Raw genomic sequence first — 19,360 nt, forward strand, 5'->3', positions numbered from 1 at the left:
ATGCGTACCAAATCTTGTTTTTGTTACACGATTTTTATATCTATACCAAGAATTTTTTGAATCTCAGAAAGTGTTTTGTCTATTTCATGATCAAGTGCAGCACGTTTCTCAAAATATTGTTTGAGCAATTCTGCCGGAGGCAATATTTCTTCTTCCTCTTTGGGAAATTTGCATTGGTCAAAATTACAATCCAAGTCGAGTAGCTGTTGAGCAGTAAATACACGGCTCTTTTCTCCCGTTTCGTTACTTATGATTTCTTTTCGATCATTCCACCATTCCTGAATAGGCTGAGTGTGCTCAACCTTCATTGGTTTGGTTTTTGAGAAGTGCTTATATCCTTCCGGCATGTCGAGCCGGTAGAACCATGTTTCTTTAGTCCTGAATCCTTCTTTACAACCCTCTGCCTCCTCATTGTTAAAGAAAAGAATGTTGGTTGCAATAGAAGTGTATGGAGAGAAGATAGACCCTGGTAAACGTATGACAGTATGTAAATTGAACTTGCGCAGAAGATTTTCTTTAAGCGCAAGTTTTGCTCCGTCCGTACCAAACAAGAAACCATCAGGAATAATCACACCACACCTGCCACCTGCTTTAAGACGGTACATGATAAGTGCTATAAACAAATCCGCCGTTTCACTTGAACGGTAGCGCAATGGGAAATTGCTCTTTACGCTATCTTCCGTGCTGCCGCCATACGGAGGGTTCATACCGATAACATCAACCTTATCGGTTTCTTTGAAATCTGCTACATTTGTTCCAAGCGAATCACAATTTGCTATATTGGGAGCTTCAACATCGTGAAGCAGTAAGTTTGTGATGCTCAAAAGATAGGGTAACGGCTTCCATTCCTGACCAACCACAGCGTTTTGTAGCTTTTCTCCATCTTCGGCTGAACGCACACTCTTTCCCATATAATTAAGAGCAGAAGTAAGGAAGCCTCCTGTACCACTGGTGAAGTCACCAAAAGTCTCACCCAATTTCGGATCAAGCATCATTACGATAAAATCAGTCAAAGCACGCGGCGTATAGAACTCCCCTGCATTCCCTGCCGATTGTAGGTCTTTTAAAATACCTTCGTAAATATCTCCAAATGTATGACGGTCGTCAGCATCATCAAATTCAATCTCATTTACAATATTAACCACCTGACGCAAAAGCGTTCCATTCTTCATGTACTGGTTCAAATCAGCAAATGTTTCCTGAACAATACTCTTAGCTCGTGGTGTATTGGCATCTACGGGAAGATTCTTCAACGCAGGAAACAGTTTTTCATTGACGAAAGAGAGTAGTGTCTCACCTGTTAATGCTTCACCGTCTTTTTCGTCTATCGCCCAATTACGCCAACGCAAATCTTCAGGAATTATAGATTGATATATTTTACCATCTCTGAATGCTTTGTACTCCCATGTTTCTTCCTGAGTGTCGTAAACTTTCAAGAAGAACATCCAAGTCATTTGTTCAATTCTCTGTGCGTCACCATTGATACCAGCATCCTGACGCATGATATTCTGGATTCGCTTTATAATATTATTTACTGCCATTTTTATGCCGTTTTATATATCTGATGTTCTAATTCCCTGATAGCTTGCTCATAACCGGAAATACTACCAAATAGTTTTATAATTTTAGTTGGTTTACCTATGCTATTGAATGGAGGTATCTCTAGAATGTTTGCCTTTTCAAAATCGAGAATACCATTCTCCGCGTATTTTTCAAGAAGAGCCTCCAATACTTCACGAGCTTTACCTTCATACCTCCCAAAGTAGTTGCGCTTCTTCACATTGTTTGCTCTCTCTTTTCTTGTCAATGGAGGTTGATCAAATGCAACATGGCATATCACATCAAATATGTCGGCATCTTTTAATGTCGGATTTGATTCGCGAACGGCGTCTATTAGGATTGCATATTCCTTTAATTCATCCATTATAGTTTGCTTGCGTTCCGCTTCCGTCCATGTCTGTATAAAAACATCCAGACTTTGGTAATGACGTAACAACTGCGTTCTTGCGAACGATTGAACACTTTCAGTTTTCATTGTCTTCCCATCTTCATCCAATACAGATACGATCTCGTGAGCGATACGAATATCCTCTCCATTGATAATATATTTTTCATGGGGGTCAGACGATGATGGATTATCATCAATAAATTTGTATGGTTTGCCTTTTTTACCACCTCCTTTAGGAGGTTCAGGATCACCATCGAATGCGGGATCTTTAAATTTTGCCGTAGCATTACGGAAATCAAGAATTTCCAGATGCCACTTACCTTTATCTTTTCTAAGACGTGTGCCACGCCCTATAATTTGCTTAAATTCAGTCATAGACCCTATTTCTTTATCTATGACGATTAAGCCACAAGTCTTACAGTCCACACCGGTAGAAAGAAGTTCGGAGGTGGTTACAATCACCGGATAAGGCTCATCCACACTGATAAAGTTGTCCAATTGTTTCTTACCCTCTTTATCTTCACCGACAATACGTGTTACATAGTAAGGTAATTTCTTGCATAAATCACTATTCATATTGATGAGTAGAGTTCGCATTTCAGCTGCTTCATCTATATCAGAACAGAATACGATCGTCTTTGTCATACGACCAATATCATACAACATTTTGGTGATTCTGTTTGCTACAATCTTGCGTCTTGACTTAATGGCGATATCACGACCTATATTTTGTCTTTGATATAATTTCTGCTCAATTTCCTTGCCTAACAAATCAACCTCACCCTCTTCCGGAGTCCAGCCTTGCAGGTCAATATTGATAAAGTCGGCAGTAACCCTATAGGGAGCCAAAAAACCGTCGTTGATGCCTTGAAGAAGTGAGTAAGTGTACACTGGTTCACCGAAATAATCAAGATTATTCGCCCCCTCATCAGCTTTAGGAGTGGCTGTCATACCGATTTGAGTAGCCGTATTGAAATATTCCAACACCTTGCGCCATGCAGAGTCATCCTTAGCACTTCCACGATGGCACTCATCAACAATAATCAGGTCGAAGAAATTGGACTGAACCTCTAAGAATGGGTCGGGCTTGCCCTCTTTTCCAACTAACTGGTGATACAGAGCCATATACACCTCATACGACGAATCAATCTTTTCTTCACCCTCTCCAACAGAAGTTATCTTAGTCATAACTTTCTTGAATGGCTTAAAATCCTGTGCCATTGTCTGGTCTATGAGGATATTGCGGTCTGCAAGATAGAGGATTTTCTTCTTTGCTCCGCTCTTATGGAGTCTATGAATAATTTGGAATGCCGTAAAAGTTTTACCAGTACCTGTAGCCATTACCACTAGCACACGTTGTTGTCCCTTTGCTATGGCTTCAACAGTGCGGTCTACTGCGATACGTTGGTAATATCTTGGTTCATGGCTATGGGCATCATAATAGAATGGAGTTTCTATGATGCTAAGTTCATCCGATGTATAGTTTTTGGATGTAAGATAGCGATTATATAGTTCTTCTTCTGTCGGGAAGTCCTCCAACTTAATCTCGGTTTCTTTACCTGTTATAAAGTCATGTTCCAAGAAAGCATCACCATTACTGGAATATGCGAATTTCAAATCAAGGATTAGAGCATAATCCATCGCTTGTTGCATACCACTTCCAACAGCGTGTTTATTATCTTTTGCTTCAACCACAGCGATGGGCTTACCTTTGTGATACAATAGGTAATCAGCTTTTTTACCCTCTGCGACTGAGTGTTGATTACCGACAACAAGAACCCGACCATCCGTAAAATAATACTCTTCACGCATATTAACGCTTACTGCCCACCCTTTTTGTTGGAGTGCAGGAGTAATGAACAGAGTGCGTATCTCTTGTTCTTTAAGTTCTTTCTTGTTTACCTCCATGACAATAAGTTATTTATGATTTGTTACTACTGACTATCAAATCTTTTACATCAACATTAAGGGCATTGGCTATGTCATTAGGGGGAAATATTTTTATCGGAGAGCAAATTTATAGAATTTATCTGAGGGGAGCAACTTCCGATGATAATAATTATTAGGAAGTAAAAACGCAGTTGCATTTTGGCTAAAACAGGCAATTTTAGTGCATAAATAAGATCTGTCAATAAATAACCGGTCACGAAAAATCCCCTTATCTATCCGCTCTTTCGTAAAAAAGCAAGATCGATAAGGGGATTTCTAAACTATGATAGGCGTATTGGATACGCTTTTGTGTGTTAGTTGCTTCCTCCGGTATGGTTGCGGTTGTATGTATTGGCGCTAACCGTTACATTTCCATATTGTTTGCCGGTAGCTGTTTCTCCCAAGGCTGTAGCTTTCAAGGTCTGTACAGACTGAGATCCGCTAACAGTCAACGCGGTTCCTATCGGAAGGGTAACATTCACCTGATAAGTACCCGAAGCGGTCATATAACCGGCGCCGGCACGACGTGCCAGAATCTCTTTCAGGTAAGCGGCTGTACGGCTTGATGCAGATACGGTGGTAATTTCAGTCCCGATCTTAAAGCTGTAAGTGGCGGCTGAAACGGCCATATCATTGCTACCAAACAGATTATCCCAGTTGCCCGGATTGAAAGACAAAGCTTCCGAAGAGGTTGAAGAGGTTATGTTCACATCGAAAAACAGGATATAAGAGGTAAACTCATCAACAGTAACCATTACTTTTCCTCCGTCTACACTAAATGTAGCATTCACCCATTGGCCACCAACCAGCTTCTGTACCCGAACTACGGCAGCTACGGCCGGTTCCAGGTCGTAGATCATCTGAATAGGCTTTGCCAGAGTAACAGCCGGATCAGAGCAGGTAAGGTCTGTACCGATCAACAAGACAGATTCTGTCGCTTTGGTCGCATCCTGCAACGCGTAAAGCGGAGTGGTAATAATTGTTTTTCCGGCCGGCACAGCGCCTGCGGGAGCTTCAATCTCCACGTCAACCTTAGCGGCTTCGTTTCCTTTGGTTGTTTCGGAAACAACATTTCCCTGAGCCGAACCGTCGTCGTTCACCTTCACGGCTGTTCCCGTATTGCTTAGAGTAACACTCCACACCTGGTTATCACTTTTTTCTCCTCCGGCAATGGTCACACTACCCTCTTTGGATTGTTTTCCTGTAGCCTCCGCTTTCAACGTGTGCGTACCTGCCTTTACATCTTCAAACAGGAAGGTTCCGTCTGCGGCTGTTGTTATTGTCTCTGAGCCCATGGTTACCGTTGCCACCAGGCCATCTCCGCTCATAGCTGTTACGCGTCCGCTAATGCTGTGCTTAACCTCTACTTCTGGAGGAGTCACATCTTCATAGTCAGGGTCATCTTTGCCACAAGCTGTCACCAACAAGGCAACGACAGCCAATAAGGAGAGCCAAGCTCCCTTTTTCATAAAATTTTTCATTTTCTTTTTTATTATTTATAGTGCATTAATTAAAACAGGTTTAATTGATAACAAATACCCCCCGAGAATTGTTTTCCTTGTTGAAAAGAAATTTGCAATAAAAAATGTTTCCATAGCAAATAATCGAAGCCCACGTTTACTTCATGGCCGGTATATTCCGCGATAACACGCAGGTTGGGAGCAAAAGCAGGACGAAAAGTAAGACCGCCCGTGAATCCTTCCCATTTAGCATTATAATCCCGTCGGAATGTTCGCCAGGCAACATGAGCCGCCAGTTCATTTCTTCCCAAATACACCCGCTTGCTGGCTGCCACATAAAAGTTGGAGAAATAGAGGCTTCCCTTTTTCGTGCCGTAGGTACCGATGGGGTCATTCGTACCCAGGGCAATCGCCGGCCACCATTTTCCCTCTTTCAACGGACGTAGCTTCAAAGAGAAATAGCGATCCTGGTGGGTATATCCTATCTTTTCTTCATAGCCCGGCGCCGACTCCCCTTTCAAAAGGGTACAGGTGTAGGCCAATTCTATCCAAGAAAAAGGCGTGATATTCAAGTAATAAGATCCGGTGGGATAGTCCATCGGTGCCGGCGAAAAGGCTTCGTGCAAGAAATGAGCACCTATCCGGGCCGTTCCCGCGTCATTCATTTCGGCCGACGGTGTGTGGATCAGTCCCGTCATACCGGTATACTGTTGTGCCTTCAACCCCTGCAAGCCACAGAGGAAAAGCAATAGTATGCATCCTATCATACGTTTCATGGCATACCTCCTTCCTTGAAATCCGGTTCCATTCGGTTGCTTCCCCATGACAGCTTTTCGCGGTTGAAATAGCCTTCCCGTTCGTTTTCTTCCGGGTCGGTGTTGTAGGTTCGGATCATGTAGGGATCCGCCTGGAAGTTGTTTGTCAAACGAAAGTGAGAGGCCGGACGGAAATTGACCTTCTTGGTTTTCCGTGTGTAGGGAGGAATCATCATAATGATTTTGAAACCACCGTTTTCTTTTCCTTTATCGCTGTATTGCGCATAGAGCCCCACCGTGCAATGCTTGAAATGACGCATACATTCGCCCGTCACGCCCCAATCTTCATAGATATACCTGCCCCCGCGCAAGCGAAACTCGGTGTTGTATTTTTCCAGATAAACCTTTGTTCCCAACCAACCGGTAACTCGTTTCATCTGACTACTCTCCCAGCCAACCGCCATGGAACAAAAACCGGTTAACCCCAATTGGGCATCCAATGCAAGCCAAGAGGTAACGGGAAACATCCACTTCACATCCAACCCATAGCGCTCGTTACTAAACAGTCCTCCGCTAAACTTCAGATACTGATTATATCCGCTAATTTCTTTGGAGAGGACAGCCATATTCAGACGCACTCTTTTATAGTGATCGCCATACTGGTTATAGATAGGTATGTAGCCTTGGAGAGCAACCGTCCAGTCGTCTTTCAAATACCATTTAATACCCGGAGTCAGATTAATCAATAGGTCATAGATCCGATTATTGTGATGTATGTTGCGGTAATTCAACTCTACACCGGAAAACAGATCCAAACGGGTCGATGGCAAAGATTGCCCCCGCGCACCCAACAGGCTGGCGAGTCCTATCCCTATAAATAAGATAAGTCTTTTATTGATTCTCACAGTTACTCTTCTTCTATTATATCTCGGAAATTTTTACTTTTTCTTCTGACGCTGAACAAATTAAACCAAATCAACACGTATAACGGTGCGAAAGTAGGTAAAATTTAGTATCTACACAATCAAAAAAAAGATTATTATCAGATAAAATAAAAAAACGATAAATTGCTACTGGGATTTAATCAAAAAAAAGAATATCGATTATATAAAAAGAGGATGATAATAAGCTGTGTTTAATACATCAAATAAACAGATTCACATTCGCTTGGTCGGCTCGTTCCATATAGGAGGCTACTCCACCGATGGTGACACCGTCGATCAGTTCTTCCTTTTTCACGCCCATGACATCCATCGACATCTGGCAAGCAATCATTTCAACGCCCTGATCAATGGCCTGTTGGCGCAACGACTCCAACGAATCGATACCTTTTTGTTTCATGATATGACGCATCATGCGACTGCCAATGCCCAACATATTCATCTTCGACAATTTAAGCTTCAACGAACTGGAAGGCAGCATCATGCCAAACATCTTGCCGAAGAGATCCTTTTTCACCTTTTCTTTTTTGACTTTCTTAATCACATTAAGCCCCCAGAAGGTAAAAAACAGGGTTACCTTGCCACCCGTTGCCGCTGCGCCATTGGCAAGCACAAAGGTTGCCAGGGCTTTATCCAGATCATCACTGAACATAATCAGCGTTTTATCTTTGGCATCACACGTAGAAGCGACCCGGCACTCTTTCGCCCCTCCCTTTTCTATCACCACCGTATATTTCCCACGCGTTTCCCGGTTCGACAGCAGGATATTTCCGGTCGAGTTACACCAGGCCTGAGCATCGCGGGCAAACCCGGCATCGGTAGCGGTCATTTCGAGCCGGTCGCCTATTTGCATGGCATCGATCGATTGCTTTAATTTCAAAACCGGCCCCGGACACTGCAATCCGCAGGCATCTATTTGTATCGTCTTTATCTCTTTCTTCACCGTTTGTTGATCTATATTCGTTTCATCGGCATCGCTTATTATCAGGGGTGAGGCGTCGCCAACCGGAGCAACGGCTGCCGAATAGGTTTTGTAGCCGCCTGAGAGGTTTTTCACCCGCGTATATCCGTTTGCCCTCAGTATCTTGGTAGCCAGATAACCCCGCAGCCCGACAGCGCAATAGAGATAAATATCTTTATCGGTCGGCAGCTCCGTCAGTCGCTCGCGCAACTCATCGAGGGGGATATTTACAGCTCCGGGAATCATGCCCATCGCATATTCATCAGCGGTGCGCACATCGAGTATTGTTATCGCCTGCGGATCGGCATCACGCATCTCACGCCAGGTAATCGCCGACATGGTCGCGTTGAGGATATTGCCTGCCACATAACCCGCGATCGCGATCGGGTCTTTGGCCGACGAGAATGGTGGCGCGTAGGCATGCTCCACCTCCATCAAATCATACACCGTTCCGCCCTTTTTTATCAACAGCGCTATCTGGTCGATACGCTTATCAACCCCGTCGTAGCCCACGCCCTGCGCACCGTAGAGCTTTCCGGTTTGCGGATCGAACGTCACCTTAAGACTCAACGGCAAGGCATCGGGGTAATAACCGGCATGCGATCCGGAATGGGTCCACGAACTACGATAAGGCATATCGAACTGCTTCAGGCGTTTGGCTGCAAGCCCCGTGGATGCCACCGTCATATCAAACACCTTGGCAATCGAAGTACCTATGGATCCTTCATAGGGGGTGTTATGGCCCAACACCATATTGTCGGCCACGATGCGTCCCTGGCGATTGGCCGGGTTAGCCAGGTAATTGAGCCAGGGCTTGCCTGTCAACGGATGGGGAAATTCAATCGCATCGCCCACGGCATAAATATCAGTCACCGACGTTTGCAGATACTCATCGACCCAAATCCCTCCGGCTTCACCAATCGTCAAACCGGCGGCTTTCGCCAACGCAATGGCAGGGCGCACACCGATCGAAAGAATCACCATATCGGCTTCCAGCACCTGACCGCTTTTGAAATGCACATCGATCTGCTTCCCCCGCTTCGTGAATTTTTCGACGCTCTGTTCCAGATATAGCCGCACCCCTTTTTGCAGAAGATGCTGGTGTACCTGTGTCGCCATCGAAAAATCAATCGGAGCCATCACCTGATTAGCCATTTCTACGATCGACACCTCTGCTCCGGCATGATGCAGGTTCTCCGCCATCTCCAGGCCGATAAAACCGGCACCGACCACTACCGCGCGACGAATAGCATGGCTTGTCATATACGTTTTAATACGATCGGTATCCGCCACATCGCGCAGGGTGAAGATTCCTTCGCTATCGATGCCCGGTAAGGGAGGACGCACCGGGGTGGCTCCGGGCGACAACAACAATTTGTCATAATTCTCCACGTATTCGCTTCCGTCTTGGCGGCGGACGGTGATCGTTTTCGCCGGAGCATCAATCAGGATCACCTCATTTTCAACACGGACATCAACATTGAATCGCGTGCCGAACGACTCGGGCGTTTGCAGAAAAAGAGCGTCGCGCTCGGGTATGGTACCACCAATATAATAGGGCAATCCACAATTGGCATAAGAGATATACTTGCCTTTTTCAAACAAAACGATCGCTGCCGACTCATCGTTTCTGCGTATACGCGCTGCTGCGGTAGCACCACCGGCTACCCCTCCTACAACTAGATATTTCATTTTCTTACGGTTATATTTCTTTTATCTTCGAGATTAATTCGAGCATCGCGTTCGATTCACACTTGATCGATTCAATACATTTTTTACCCTCTTCGGTGAGCAGGAAAAGCATTTGCCGCTTATCCTCTTTTCCAACAATACGCTCCACCAAACCCTTTTTTTCGGCCGACAGGATGACCTTCGATGCGTTCGACAGACTGAGCCCCAATAGCTCGGCTATTCGACCCGAGGAGCATTGCCCCATGGTTTTCAGGGAGCACAGCAGCATTCCTTCGTTGAGTTTTACGCCATAGCGGTCGGCAAACTCCACCTCGAAATCACTGATCGCCCGGTAAATATCACGTATCCGGCAGAGGGGCTCTTCTCTTGCGTCTATATTTTTTTCTGACATAAGATGATAGGCTATTTTTTCAACAAAACACTCTCGATAGCCTCTTTGAACATCGATTTAGACATCGCGCCCTGCGCCATCTGCGGAGCACCCTCCATGGGCACAAACAAAAGCGTGGGTATGGAGCGAATATCAAAAGCTGCGGCCAACTCCTGTTCCGCCTCTGTATCGATCTTATAGATATAAAGACTATCGCCATATTCAGCGGCCAACTCTTCTAAAATCGGCGCAATCATCTTACAGGGACCACACCAAGAGGCATAAAAGTCAATGATAGCCGGTTTATCACCTAAATATTTCCACTCCGTTGGATTGGCTTCATAATTAGCCACCTTACTCAAAAAATCTGTTTTTGTCAAATGAATCGTTTTCATTGTATTTCCTTTTTATGATTTATACTGTTTTTTGTCTAGTCTCTTTCGTTATGACAGGACAAAGATACAAACTATTTTCCAATGGAACAAATATCCGAAGGAAATTGTTGCTAATTTATCCATAAAAGGTAGTGGAAGTAATGGAAAACCCTCACATAAAAGGCCGATTTCTCTGCCTTCGGCAAGCACGCAGAACAGGGTATTTTTTTATTCTCACCCGCATGAGAAAAAATTCTCATGCGGGTGAGAATTTTTTCAAAGCCTGAAAACACACAAAAAAAGGGGAGCCTTTTGAGCTCCCCCCTATCGTGAGTAAAGGAAAAAGTTATTTAATAAATCGCCAATAATCCAGATTAAACAATTCGCCTTCGCCGCCTTTGAAGACAAAATAGAGGTCGTGTACGCCTTTCACCTTTTTCACCTTTGTGGTAAAGGTTTTCCAGGTTTCCGCGCCACCGGTAGGGTTGATATCGCAAACGCCCAATAGCTGCCCGTCAATATTCCCCAGCCGTATTTCAATCTTCCCGCCGGAAACAGAAGCGGCACTGACTTCGAAGCTATTCGCCCCTTTTTTGAAATCAACTTCCCGCACTCGGATGTAGTCGTTGATATGCACAGAGGTCACATAGATTCCACCAGCCGCACTTCGCTTTGTTTTAAGTCCTTCGCTCCAAGCGATGGTCTCTGCCTCCGTACGCGTATAGGGATCCAAGGTTTCTACCGGATCGACAGGCGTACCCTCTTCCCACCAGGGAAGCTCTTGTATGGTGCCGTCCGGATTAAACGTTATCTCCGCCACGCAAACCGAACGCCGTTCATGGTGCTTTTCTGTCTGTCGGAAATTCAACCAGAAATTGAAACCGAACACATAGGTCTTCCCTTTGTAATCGATGATTCCCGGGTGATTGCCTGTTGCCCGGCGATCGGGCGGCATGATATACCCCTTAAACTCCCAGGGACCTACCGCTGTCGGCCCCATGGCATATCCCATACCTTCAGGACAACAGGTACTGGCGTAAGCCATATAATAATGGTCACCCCGCTTATAGGCCCAAGGACCTTCCTGGAAATGATATGGATCGGGCTGATCCTTTACCTTGCGCACCAACGGGTCTTTGATGATATCGCCGGAAAGGGAGATCATATCATCGTTCAGTTTGGCATACCAAAGATTGGGATTCCCCCAATAGATATACGCCTGCCCGTCGTCATCGACAAACACCGAAGGGTCGATATCTTCATGGCTATTCTTGATCAAAGGCTTCCCGATCGGGTCTTTGAAAGGACCGAAAGGCGAATCGGCCACCAACACACCCATACCGGATCCTCCGGGCGTCGAACAATAGAAGTAAAACTTCCCATCCCGTTCCACACATTGAGAGGCCCAGGCACCGTTTTCATGGTTTTCCAACCAGGCAAAATCCTTCAAGGAAGCCACCGCGCCATGATCGGTCCAATTGACCATATCGGTACTGCTATAAAGCAGCCATTCCTTCATCAGAAAGCGACTCTGTCCCGGAGGAGCGTCGTCTTCATCATGACCGGTAAACAGATAGACCGTTCCGTTATGTACCAAGGGTGCCGGATCAGCGGTGAAGCTGGTCTGCACCACCGGGCGGTTTTGAGCCTGAAGGGGCATAAGCGGGAACAAGGCAAAGAACAACAGTGCGAAAGCACCATTCATTAGGGTTTTACTCATTTCTTTTACAGTTAAAATGTTACTACTACTTTTTTACCTGCGTAATTTACGGCTTTTTTCGTTCCGTCTTGAAGCGTAACCGTAAATATTCTGGTTTTCAGCATGCCTTCGTACGCCCCTTTACGCGCGCCGATGGTCAGTTTGCGTGAAGCATTATCCCAGGTAATAGGTATCTCGGTGTAGGCACCTTGTTCGTAGTTGTAGTTATCAAATTCATCTTCGTAAAGCACGAAACTACCGTTTGCTCCGGCATATACCTTCAATTCCAGCATATCCCATGCCTTTTCAGTAGCATACTGCACTTGGGGACCGATGGGGAGAATAGTACCCGCCTTCACATACAAGGGGATTATCTCTATCGGTGCTTCGCGCTCAATGGTTTGTCCACCCTGGAGCTTTTCATTGGTCCAGAAGTCATACCACTGTGTGCCTTCAGGCAAATAGATGCTTCTTGATTTTGCATTGGAATAGTCAGTCGTCCGAACCAGATTGCGGCCACTGCCTGTTTCCTGGGTATACATCGGATTCACCACCGGACAAACCAACAGGGATTTACCAAACATAAACTGGTCGTTAATATCCCATGCTTTTTTGTCGTCTTTGAAATCCATCATAAGCGCGCGCATCATACTGGAGCGGTTAGCCGTCACGTCCCATGACATAGAATAAATATAGGGCAACAGGCTATAGCGCAGGTTGATATACTTCTCGATCGCATCGTAAATCCGCTCGCCTTTTTGTCCGAACTGCCAGATCTCACGCGGAGCATCGGCGCCGTGCGAACGCATCATCGGATTAAAGGTTCCGAACTGCATCCAGCGAACGAACAATTCGTGATAACCCGGGTCTTGCAGCTTGCGCGGATAGCTTCCCAGGAAGAAACCACCGATATCACTATTCCAGTGAGGAATACCACAAAGCGAGAAGTTCAATCCGGCCGTTACCTGATGAGCCAAGTCCTTCCAGGTTGCCTGCACGTCACCCGTCCAGGTGTTAGCACCATAACGTTGCTGACCGGCAAAGGCCGAACGAGTCAGAATAAACACACGCTTATCGGAAGAGGTAGCTCGCTGGTGATCATACACGCCACCCACTGCCATAAGCGGATAAGCATTGCGCACCTTACGGAATGAACCCAAATAGGTTTGATTATCCATGTCTTCAGGTTTAGCATCCAGGTGGTCAGGCTCTGTCGAGTCCATCCACCAGCCGTCCATACCCAATGAGAAGAGCCCTTTATTCAGGTGATCCCAATAGATATCACGTGCTTCCGGGTGGTAAGCATCGTAAGGTTTCACGCTGGAGGGGTATTCGCGGTTTGGGGGCCAACTGCTTAAGCCAGACTGTGGCCAGGTGCCCATATCCAACAGCATATTCTTCGGCGCCATAGCCCGGTACTGTTTGGTTTGCGGTCCGAACGATGACCAGATCGAGATAACCATTTTAGCATTCATGCCGTGGATATCGCTCATCATTTTCTTAGGATTCGGGAACTCTTCATTCAGGAATTCCATCGCGTTCCACAGGTAGTTGCTTCCCCAATACTGCCAGTCCTGGATGATGCCATCGAGGGGAACACCCAGTTCGCGGTATCTACGCACTACGCCAACTGTTTCGTTCTGGCTCTTATAACGCTCCTTGCTTTGGAAGAAGCCATAGGTCCAGAGCGGGAACATAGGCACATCACCGGTGAGTGCGCGCATCTGAGCCACAACGCCATCGGCATTTCCGCCATACATAAAGTAGTAGTCGACGAGGTCGCCCACCTCTGAGGTGAAAGAGGTTCCCTCGGGTTTATCGGCAAAAACAGTGGGAGAATAGTTATCCCAGAACAGGCCATAACCCTTTACCGACTGGAAGAAAGTCACCACATCTTCTACGTTTCCCTGTATAAGACGTTTGGTGATGCCGCGCTGCGACATTTTTCCATTTTGTAACTGACCAAGGCCGTAAATAGCTTCATCGGTATCAAGCTGAAAGGCTTGAGCCACACTGAATGTTTTTACGCCGGCATCGTTGAAGTTGGTGAACGTGGGAGCTCCCTTCTCGTTCAACAAAGCCTTTCCTTTCGCATCCGAAAACGATATCTCGCCGGATGTCAGATTGAAGGCAACGCTGATAGTCTGGCTCTTCACCCGAACCACCTGCCCCGATTGCGTAACACTCAACTTCACGGCCTGTGGCTTTTCGATCACCGACAGACTCTCCTTCTCATAATTCCACCCTGTCGGCGCTTTCACGATCCGGACAGTAGACGGATTATAAAACTGGATTTCCACATCCGTACCATTAACGGAGGCTTTCACTCCGGAGGATGTTTTTTGAAAACTTTGCGCATTGACCTGTCCCACTTGACACAACGCCAACAACAGAATAAGATAGAACACTTTCTTCATGAATCTAAATAATTTGATATTATAAAATGAGAAGAAAAGACCCTGAAGGTTTCAATAATTTCTCCAGGGTCTTTTGCTTTCGATTAGTAGCCCGGATTCTGTTTCAGATTTCCATTCGCATCCATTTCCCTTTGAGGTATCGGGAAAAGGGTTCGGTAATCACCATTCGGTTCATGTGAGAACCAAGACTTCTTTGTAAACACGCCAAAACGGATCAAATCCTGACGGCGACGACCTTCCTGGTTGAACTCCCAAGCCAATTCGTCGAGGAAGCGACCATACTGTATGTCCGCGCCACCTTCAAACGTATTCGCCGGCGTTTCCCGGTTGTCTCTTACGCCATAATCGTACACACTGCCTTCCATAAGTTGCGCACCCGTAACAACGGCTTTTTCCGGTGCATTGGTGAAAGCCCGCTGACGTATTTCAGTCACAATCGCAGCAGCCTCGTCGGCTTTGCCTGTACGCAAAAGACATTCGGCTTTCATCATCAATACATCGGCATAGCGGAAAAGAACAAAGTCATTTTCCAGACAGTTGGATGTATTAGGAGCAATATCATACTTGATAAAGCGGATGCCCTGGTGTTGTTCCGACTGGGCAATGCTATTTACCTCATTGACAAAGTCCATCTGCTTGCCTTTGTACTCCGCACTACCCACTGTAATTAGGATAGGCGTTCCGTTTTTCGCATACTGTGGTCCATAAATAAAGTTTTCTGTGTATCGCTTATCGTCCGGATCGAATGTGTCGATAAACTGCGGAATAGCACACATACCACCCCAAGGTTCCATGGTGATATCGTATTTATATTGCAGACCAGCAGGCAATGTTTGCATATGGTGGTCGAACGCGTTCCATGACGTGGTGTATTTGGGGTCTACAGCCAATCCCAGAATAATCTCAGGCGAATTTTCGTTCTCAGCCACAAAAACATTTTTCTGATTGGCTTCCAGTTTGTAAGCTCCCGAGTTGATAATCAAGTCACATTGCTGAATACATTTTTCCCATTCTGCCGTGCCTGTGTACACTTCTGCGTTGATATACATTTTCGCCATCAGGGTACGGGCTGCCCATTCGTTAAAACGTGCATAAGTACTCTGGTCACGCTTGCTGGACAATAGAGGAAGACATTCGGTAATTTCTGCCAAAATGAAATCATATACCTGTTTTCTGGTTGATTGTTCCGGTAAGAATCCGTCCGGAATATCAAACTTGGTTGAAATAGGAACGTTTCCAAAAAGATCACATAACAGATAATAATAGCTGGCACGTGTCACTCTCAACTCGGCAATCATGGAGTTGTAGAGTTCCTGATCCTTGATAGGCAGGAAACCGGATTCCATTTGATAGATCAAACGGTTACAGTTTGTAATCCCTTGATATATACGAGTCCAGAGTCCACGAGTCCAACCTTCGCTTGCTGTCCAAGAATGTTCATGAGCACGTCTATACAAACCACCATCTACCCAGCCATTGGGACGAGCAGGTATAATCACCTGGTCGGCGGTAATTTCCTGATAACGCCAAACGCCATCAAAATCGAGCATAGAGGCACGCAATTGCGTGTAGGCAGAGCCAATAAGAGCAGGAATATCTTTTTCTGTCGGTTCAAACTGCTCCGCGATTATTTCACCATAACTTGTATCGTACAATTCTGTACATCCACCGCTCACAAGTGCGATCAACAAGAGTGTCAGCCAATTTTTACATTTATATAGTTTCATATTCTTTCCGTATTAAATAATTAAAAACTAACATTAAGACCAAACGTAAACGTTCTTACCGTCGGATATTTATCCCGGCTGTCATTTCCGGGAGCAAGACCGCTTGCACTCACTTCAGGGTCGGTACCCTTATAGTTGGTGAACACAAAAGTATTCAGTGATGAAGCATAGAGTCTGAGTCGATCGATGTATTTCCATTTCTTGGTATTGAATGTATACCCCAATGTGATGTTATCGATTTTCCAGTGGTCACCCTTCTCAATGTAATAGGAGTTGTACTCGAGGTCCAGATCACTATTTAACACAGCCTTACCAAAGATCGGATCGTATGCCGTTTTCAAGCGGTTGTACTGTGAATGTGTTTTCGGATTTTCATAATACATCCGTTCGAAGTTCAGGATCTCATATCCGAAAGCACCACGCATGGTTATGGCAAGGTCGAAGTTCTTATAACGCAATGAGTTGTTCCAGCTCAAATAGAACTTAGGAAGTCCGTTTCCTAAAATCATTTTATTTTCGTCCACCTTAGCAAAGTCGTCATAAGCCACGGCTTCCCCTGTTTCAGGACTTTCATAAATCCACTTACCGTTACTATCCACATCAATCACTTTATATCCCCAGAAATTACCGATTTTGCCACCGATATCCAAGCGATGGGTAGGACCATAGATAGGAATCTGAGCGTCACCCGCGGTGATATACGAGTTTTGTGGTTCATACAGGTCATTGGAAAGCGTAACCAGCTTATTTTTATTGGTAGAGAAATTCAGGTCGGAACTCCATTCAAGATCTTTCGTTTTTACCGGAATACCTCTTACTAATATTTCCACCCCTTCATTTTTCATTTCACCTACATTGGCACGCGTCGTATTTACCAAGTTGGGAGGTACCGGTACGGTATAGTCATACAACAATCCGTCGATCACCCGAACATAATAGTCAACGCTACCCGACAAACGTCCTCTCAGGAAGGCATAGTCGATACCAATATTGGTTTCATGCTTTTCTTCCCATCTTAAGTGTGGGTTCGGATTACGTCCGGGAACAAGTGTTTGGATCCACTGTCCATCAGTAAATACAGCTCCGCTATAACGAAGTGTTGCCACACCCAGGAACGAGCTGTTAGGCTGAGTTCCGGTTACACCATATCCTGCACGCAGTTTCAAGTCATTGATAAACGATACATCTTTCAGGAATGATTCTTCCTTCAAACGCCAACCAACGGAAATAGCCGGGAAAGTTCCCCATGGGTCTTGTGCGCCATACAACTGACTGGCACCCTCACGACGCAAACTGGCCATCAACAGGTAGCGATTCTTATAATTGTAGTTCACACGTCCGAAAAGACCAATCAGGTTCGTCAGGCTTCTGCCACTGCTCATGCCATAGAATGTTGTTCCCTTTTTGGCTGCTTCAGCCAAACCAATATTATACTGACCAAATATATCGGTCGCAAAATCGGAGTTATTCATCGATTGACTTCTCCAATCGGTATCTTCATAGCTATACCCTACCAACAGTGTAACGATATGATCTTTGAAGCTTTTTTTGTATTCAGCCGTTAAGTTCACCAGCCTGTCTACACTTTGGCTGGCATCAAGGTATGCCACACCATTTCGTCCGTTACGAACGGTAGAGATATGATTACTGGTTTCATACGATCCGCCTTGCGAGTTGTATTTAGAATAAGAAACCAACGCTTGCAGATTTAACCCTTCAATAGGTTTAAACGTAATCGTACCGTTGATACGTGTAAGCTGGGAATGGCTGTTGTTATCCTGTTCCATAATACGGGAGACAGGGTTTTCAACCTCAAAGATACCTGCTTCATACCAGTTGCCATCCTCGTCTTTCAAAGGGATTGTAGGATGATACTGATTGACCATGCGATAGATGCCACTGTTGAAAGAGCTGGAGTTATCATTACGCGATACGATACCAAGATTTAACAACAATTTGCCATCAAACATTTTGTGGTTCATATCGCCACGAACGTTGAATCTTTCACGATATGATTTCTTAAAAATACCTTCCGAATTACTGTAATTAACAGATGCCAAATAATTCGTTTGCTGGCTTCCGCCTCTGATGGTTAAGTCATGCTTATGAATCAGCGGTGTTCTCGATATTTCTTCAAACCAATTGGTATTGCCGCCGTAATCATGCGATGCACCAAGCACACCCTCCGAGATCAATCGGTGATAATCGTCCGCGTCAAGCACTTCTGTCTTTTTCCGGATCGACTGTGTACTGATATATCCTGAATAATCTACGCGACTACGCACATCGGTACTGGCTCTTTTAGTGGTTATAATGATCACACCATTTGTACCGCGTGTACCATAAATAGCTGCGGCCGATCCATCTTTTAATACGTCTACCGATTCGATATCTTCCGGTGAAACCGTGTTGAAGTCACCAGGAACACCATCGATCAGGATCAACGGATTGGTACTGGTACCATTCAATGTCGTATTTCCCCTCAAGCGAATAGAGGAATTACCGGATGGGTCACCACTCGTGGTATTGATGATCAACCCGGCTACTTTCCCCTGAATCAATTGACCGACGTCACGCACGCTTCCTTGCGTAAAGTTATCCGGTTTAACAGAAACAACCGAACTGGTAACGTCTGCGGTTTTGATCGTACCGTAACCAATTACTACGACCTCTTCCATGCCGATCACATCTTCGGCTAATGTTACATTAATTTCCCGTCGATTTCCAACAGGTATTTCTTGTGAAACGAAACCTACATAAGAAAAGACCAATACAGCATTCTGGTTAGGCACCTGAATGGAGTATTTTCCATCCATATCACTGATATTCCCTAAAGTAGTTTTCTTAACAGCAATACTTACCCCCAGAAGAGGCTCCCCATACTCATCCGAGACTGTCCCGGTAACTGTAATCCCTTGCTGTCCTTGCTGTAATACATCAGCCTGTACCATATTTACAGTTAACGCTAATGTAAATAACAATAATAATTTGCTTGAAAAATGTTTCATTTGCTATTAGTATTAGATCAAATTAATAATTTCGCTTTACTCTTCACTCATGGTATTAGTTTACCCAACTAAAAAAAGA

12 protein-coding genes are annotated in these 19,360 nt (G+C 45.2%); all 12 read right to left on the reverse strand.

Translation table 11 applies throughout. The features are described from left to right. Window positions 1–23: 23 nt before the first annotated feature. Window positions 24–1,541, reverse strand: coding sequence for a class I SAM-dependent DNA methyltransferase (locus tag M2134_RS06585; RefSeq protein WP_280750494.1), 1,518 nt, complete (start codon window positions 1,539–1,541; stop codon window positions 24–26). Window positions 1,542–1,543: 2 nt separating this feature from the next. Next, window positions 1,544–3,856 carry a DEAD/DEAH box helicase family protein gene (locus tag M2134_RS06590; RefSeq protein WP_280750495.1) on the reverse strand — a complete coding sequence of 771 codons (2,313 nt, stop codon included), beginning with the start codon at window positions 3,854–3,856 and terminating at the stop codon, window positions 1,544–1,546. Window positions 3,857–4,191: 335 nt separating this feature from the next. After that, a complete protein-coding gene (locus M2134_RS06595; protein ID WP_280750496.1) occupies window positions 4,192–5,346 on the reverse strand; it encodes a carboxypeptidase-like regulatory domain-containing protein in 1,155 nt (384 codons plus the stop codon). 41 nt (window positions 5,347–5,387) lie between these two features. Continuing rightward, the gene (locus M2134_RS06600) at window positions 5,388–6,113 is read right to left on the reverse strand and encodes a YjbH domain-containing protein (protein ID WP_280750497.1); all 726 of its coding nucleotides are present in this window, start codon (window positions 6,111–6,113) and stop codon (window positions 5,388–5,390) included. Continuing rightward, window positions 6,110–6,991, reverse strand: a complete 882-nt coding sequence (locus M2134_RS06605) for a YjbH domain-containing protein (protein WP_280750607.1) — start codon at window positions 6,989–6,991, stop codon at window positions 6,110–6,112. Before M2134_RS06605 ends, M2134_RS06600 begins: the two co-directional genes overlap by 4 nt. 244 nt (window positions 6,992–7,235) lie before the next feature. Next, window positions 7,236–9,686: an FAD-dependent oxidoreductase gene (locus tag M2134_RS06610; RefSeq protein WP_280750498.1), complete on the reverse strand. Its 2,451-nt coding sequence runs from the start codon at window positions 9,684–9,686 to the stop codon at window positions 7,236–7,238. Between the two features lie 10 nt (window positions 9,687–9,696). Next, window positions 9,697–10,077, reverse strand: a complete 381-nt coding sequence (locus tag M2134_RS06615; protein WP_280750499.1) for a MarR family transcriptional regulator — start codon at window positions 10,075–10,077, stop codon at window positions 9,697–9,699. Window positions 10,078–10,088: 11 nt separating this feature from the next. Next, window positions 10,089–10,451: a thioredoxin gene (gene trxA, locus M2134_RS06620; protein WP_280750500.1), complete on the reverse strand. Its 363-nt coding sequence runs from the start codon at window positions 10,449–10,451 to the stop codon at window positions 10,089–10,091. 325 nt (window positions 10,452–10,776) lie between these two features. Next, window positions 10,777–12,135, reverse strand: a complete 1,359-nt coding sequence (locus M2134_RS06625; RefSeq protein WP_280750608.1) for a glycoside hydrolase family 43 protein — start codon at window positions 12,133–12,135, stop codon at window positions 10,777–10,779. A 26-nt stretch (window positions 12,136–12,161) separates the two neighbouring features. After that, window positions 12,162–14,546: a glycoside hydrolase family 31 protein gene (locus tag M2134_RS06630; protein WP_280750501.1), complete on the reverse strand. Its 2,385-nt coding sequence runs from the start codon at window positions 14,544–14,546 to the stop codon at window positions 12,162–12,164. Window positions 14,547–14,629: 83 nt separating this feature from the next. Next, on the reverse strand, window positions 14,630–16,273 hold the full coding sequence (locus M2134_RS06635) for a RagB/SusD family nutrient uptake outer membrane protein (RefSeq protein ID WP_280750502.1): 1,644 nt from the start codon (window positions 16,271–16,273) through the stop codon (window positions 14,630–14,632). 20 nt (window positions 16,274–16,293) lie between these two features. Continuing rightward, window positions 16,294–19,281 (reverse strand): TonB-dependent receptor, encoded by a 2,988-nt coding sequence (locus M2134_RS06640; protein WP_280750503.1) that lies wholly within the window; start codon window positions 19,279–19,281, stop codon window positions 16,294–16,296. Window positions 19,282–19,360 lie beyond the last annotated feature (79 nt).

It is taken from the genome of Parabacteroides sp. PM6-13, assembly GCF_029892605.1.
Classification (GTDB): Bacteria; Bacteroidota; Bacteroidia; order Bacteroidales; family Tannerellaceae; genus QVMG01.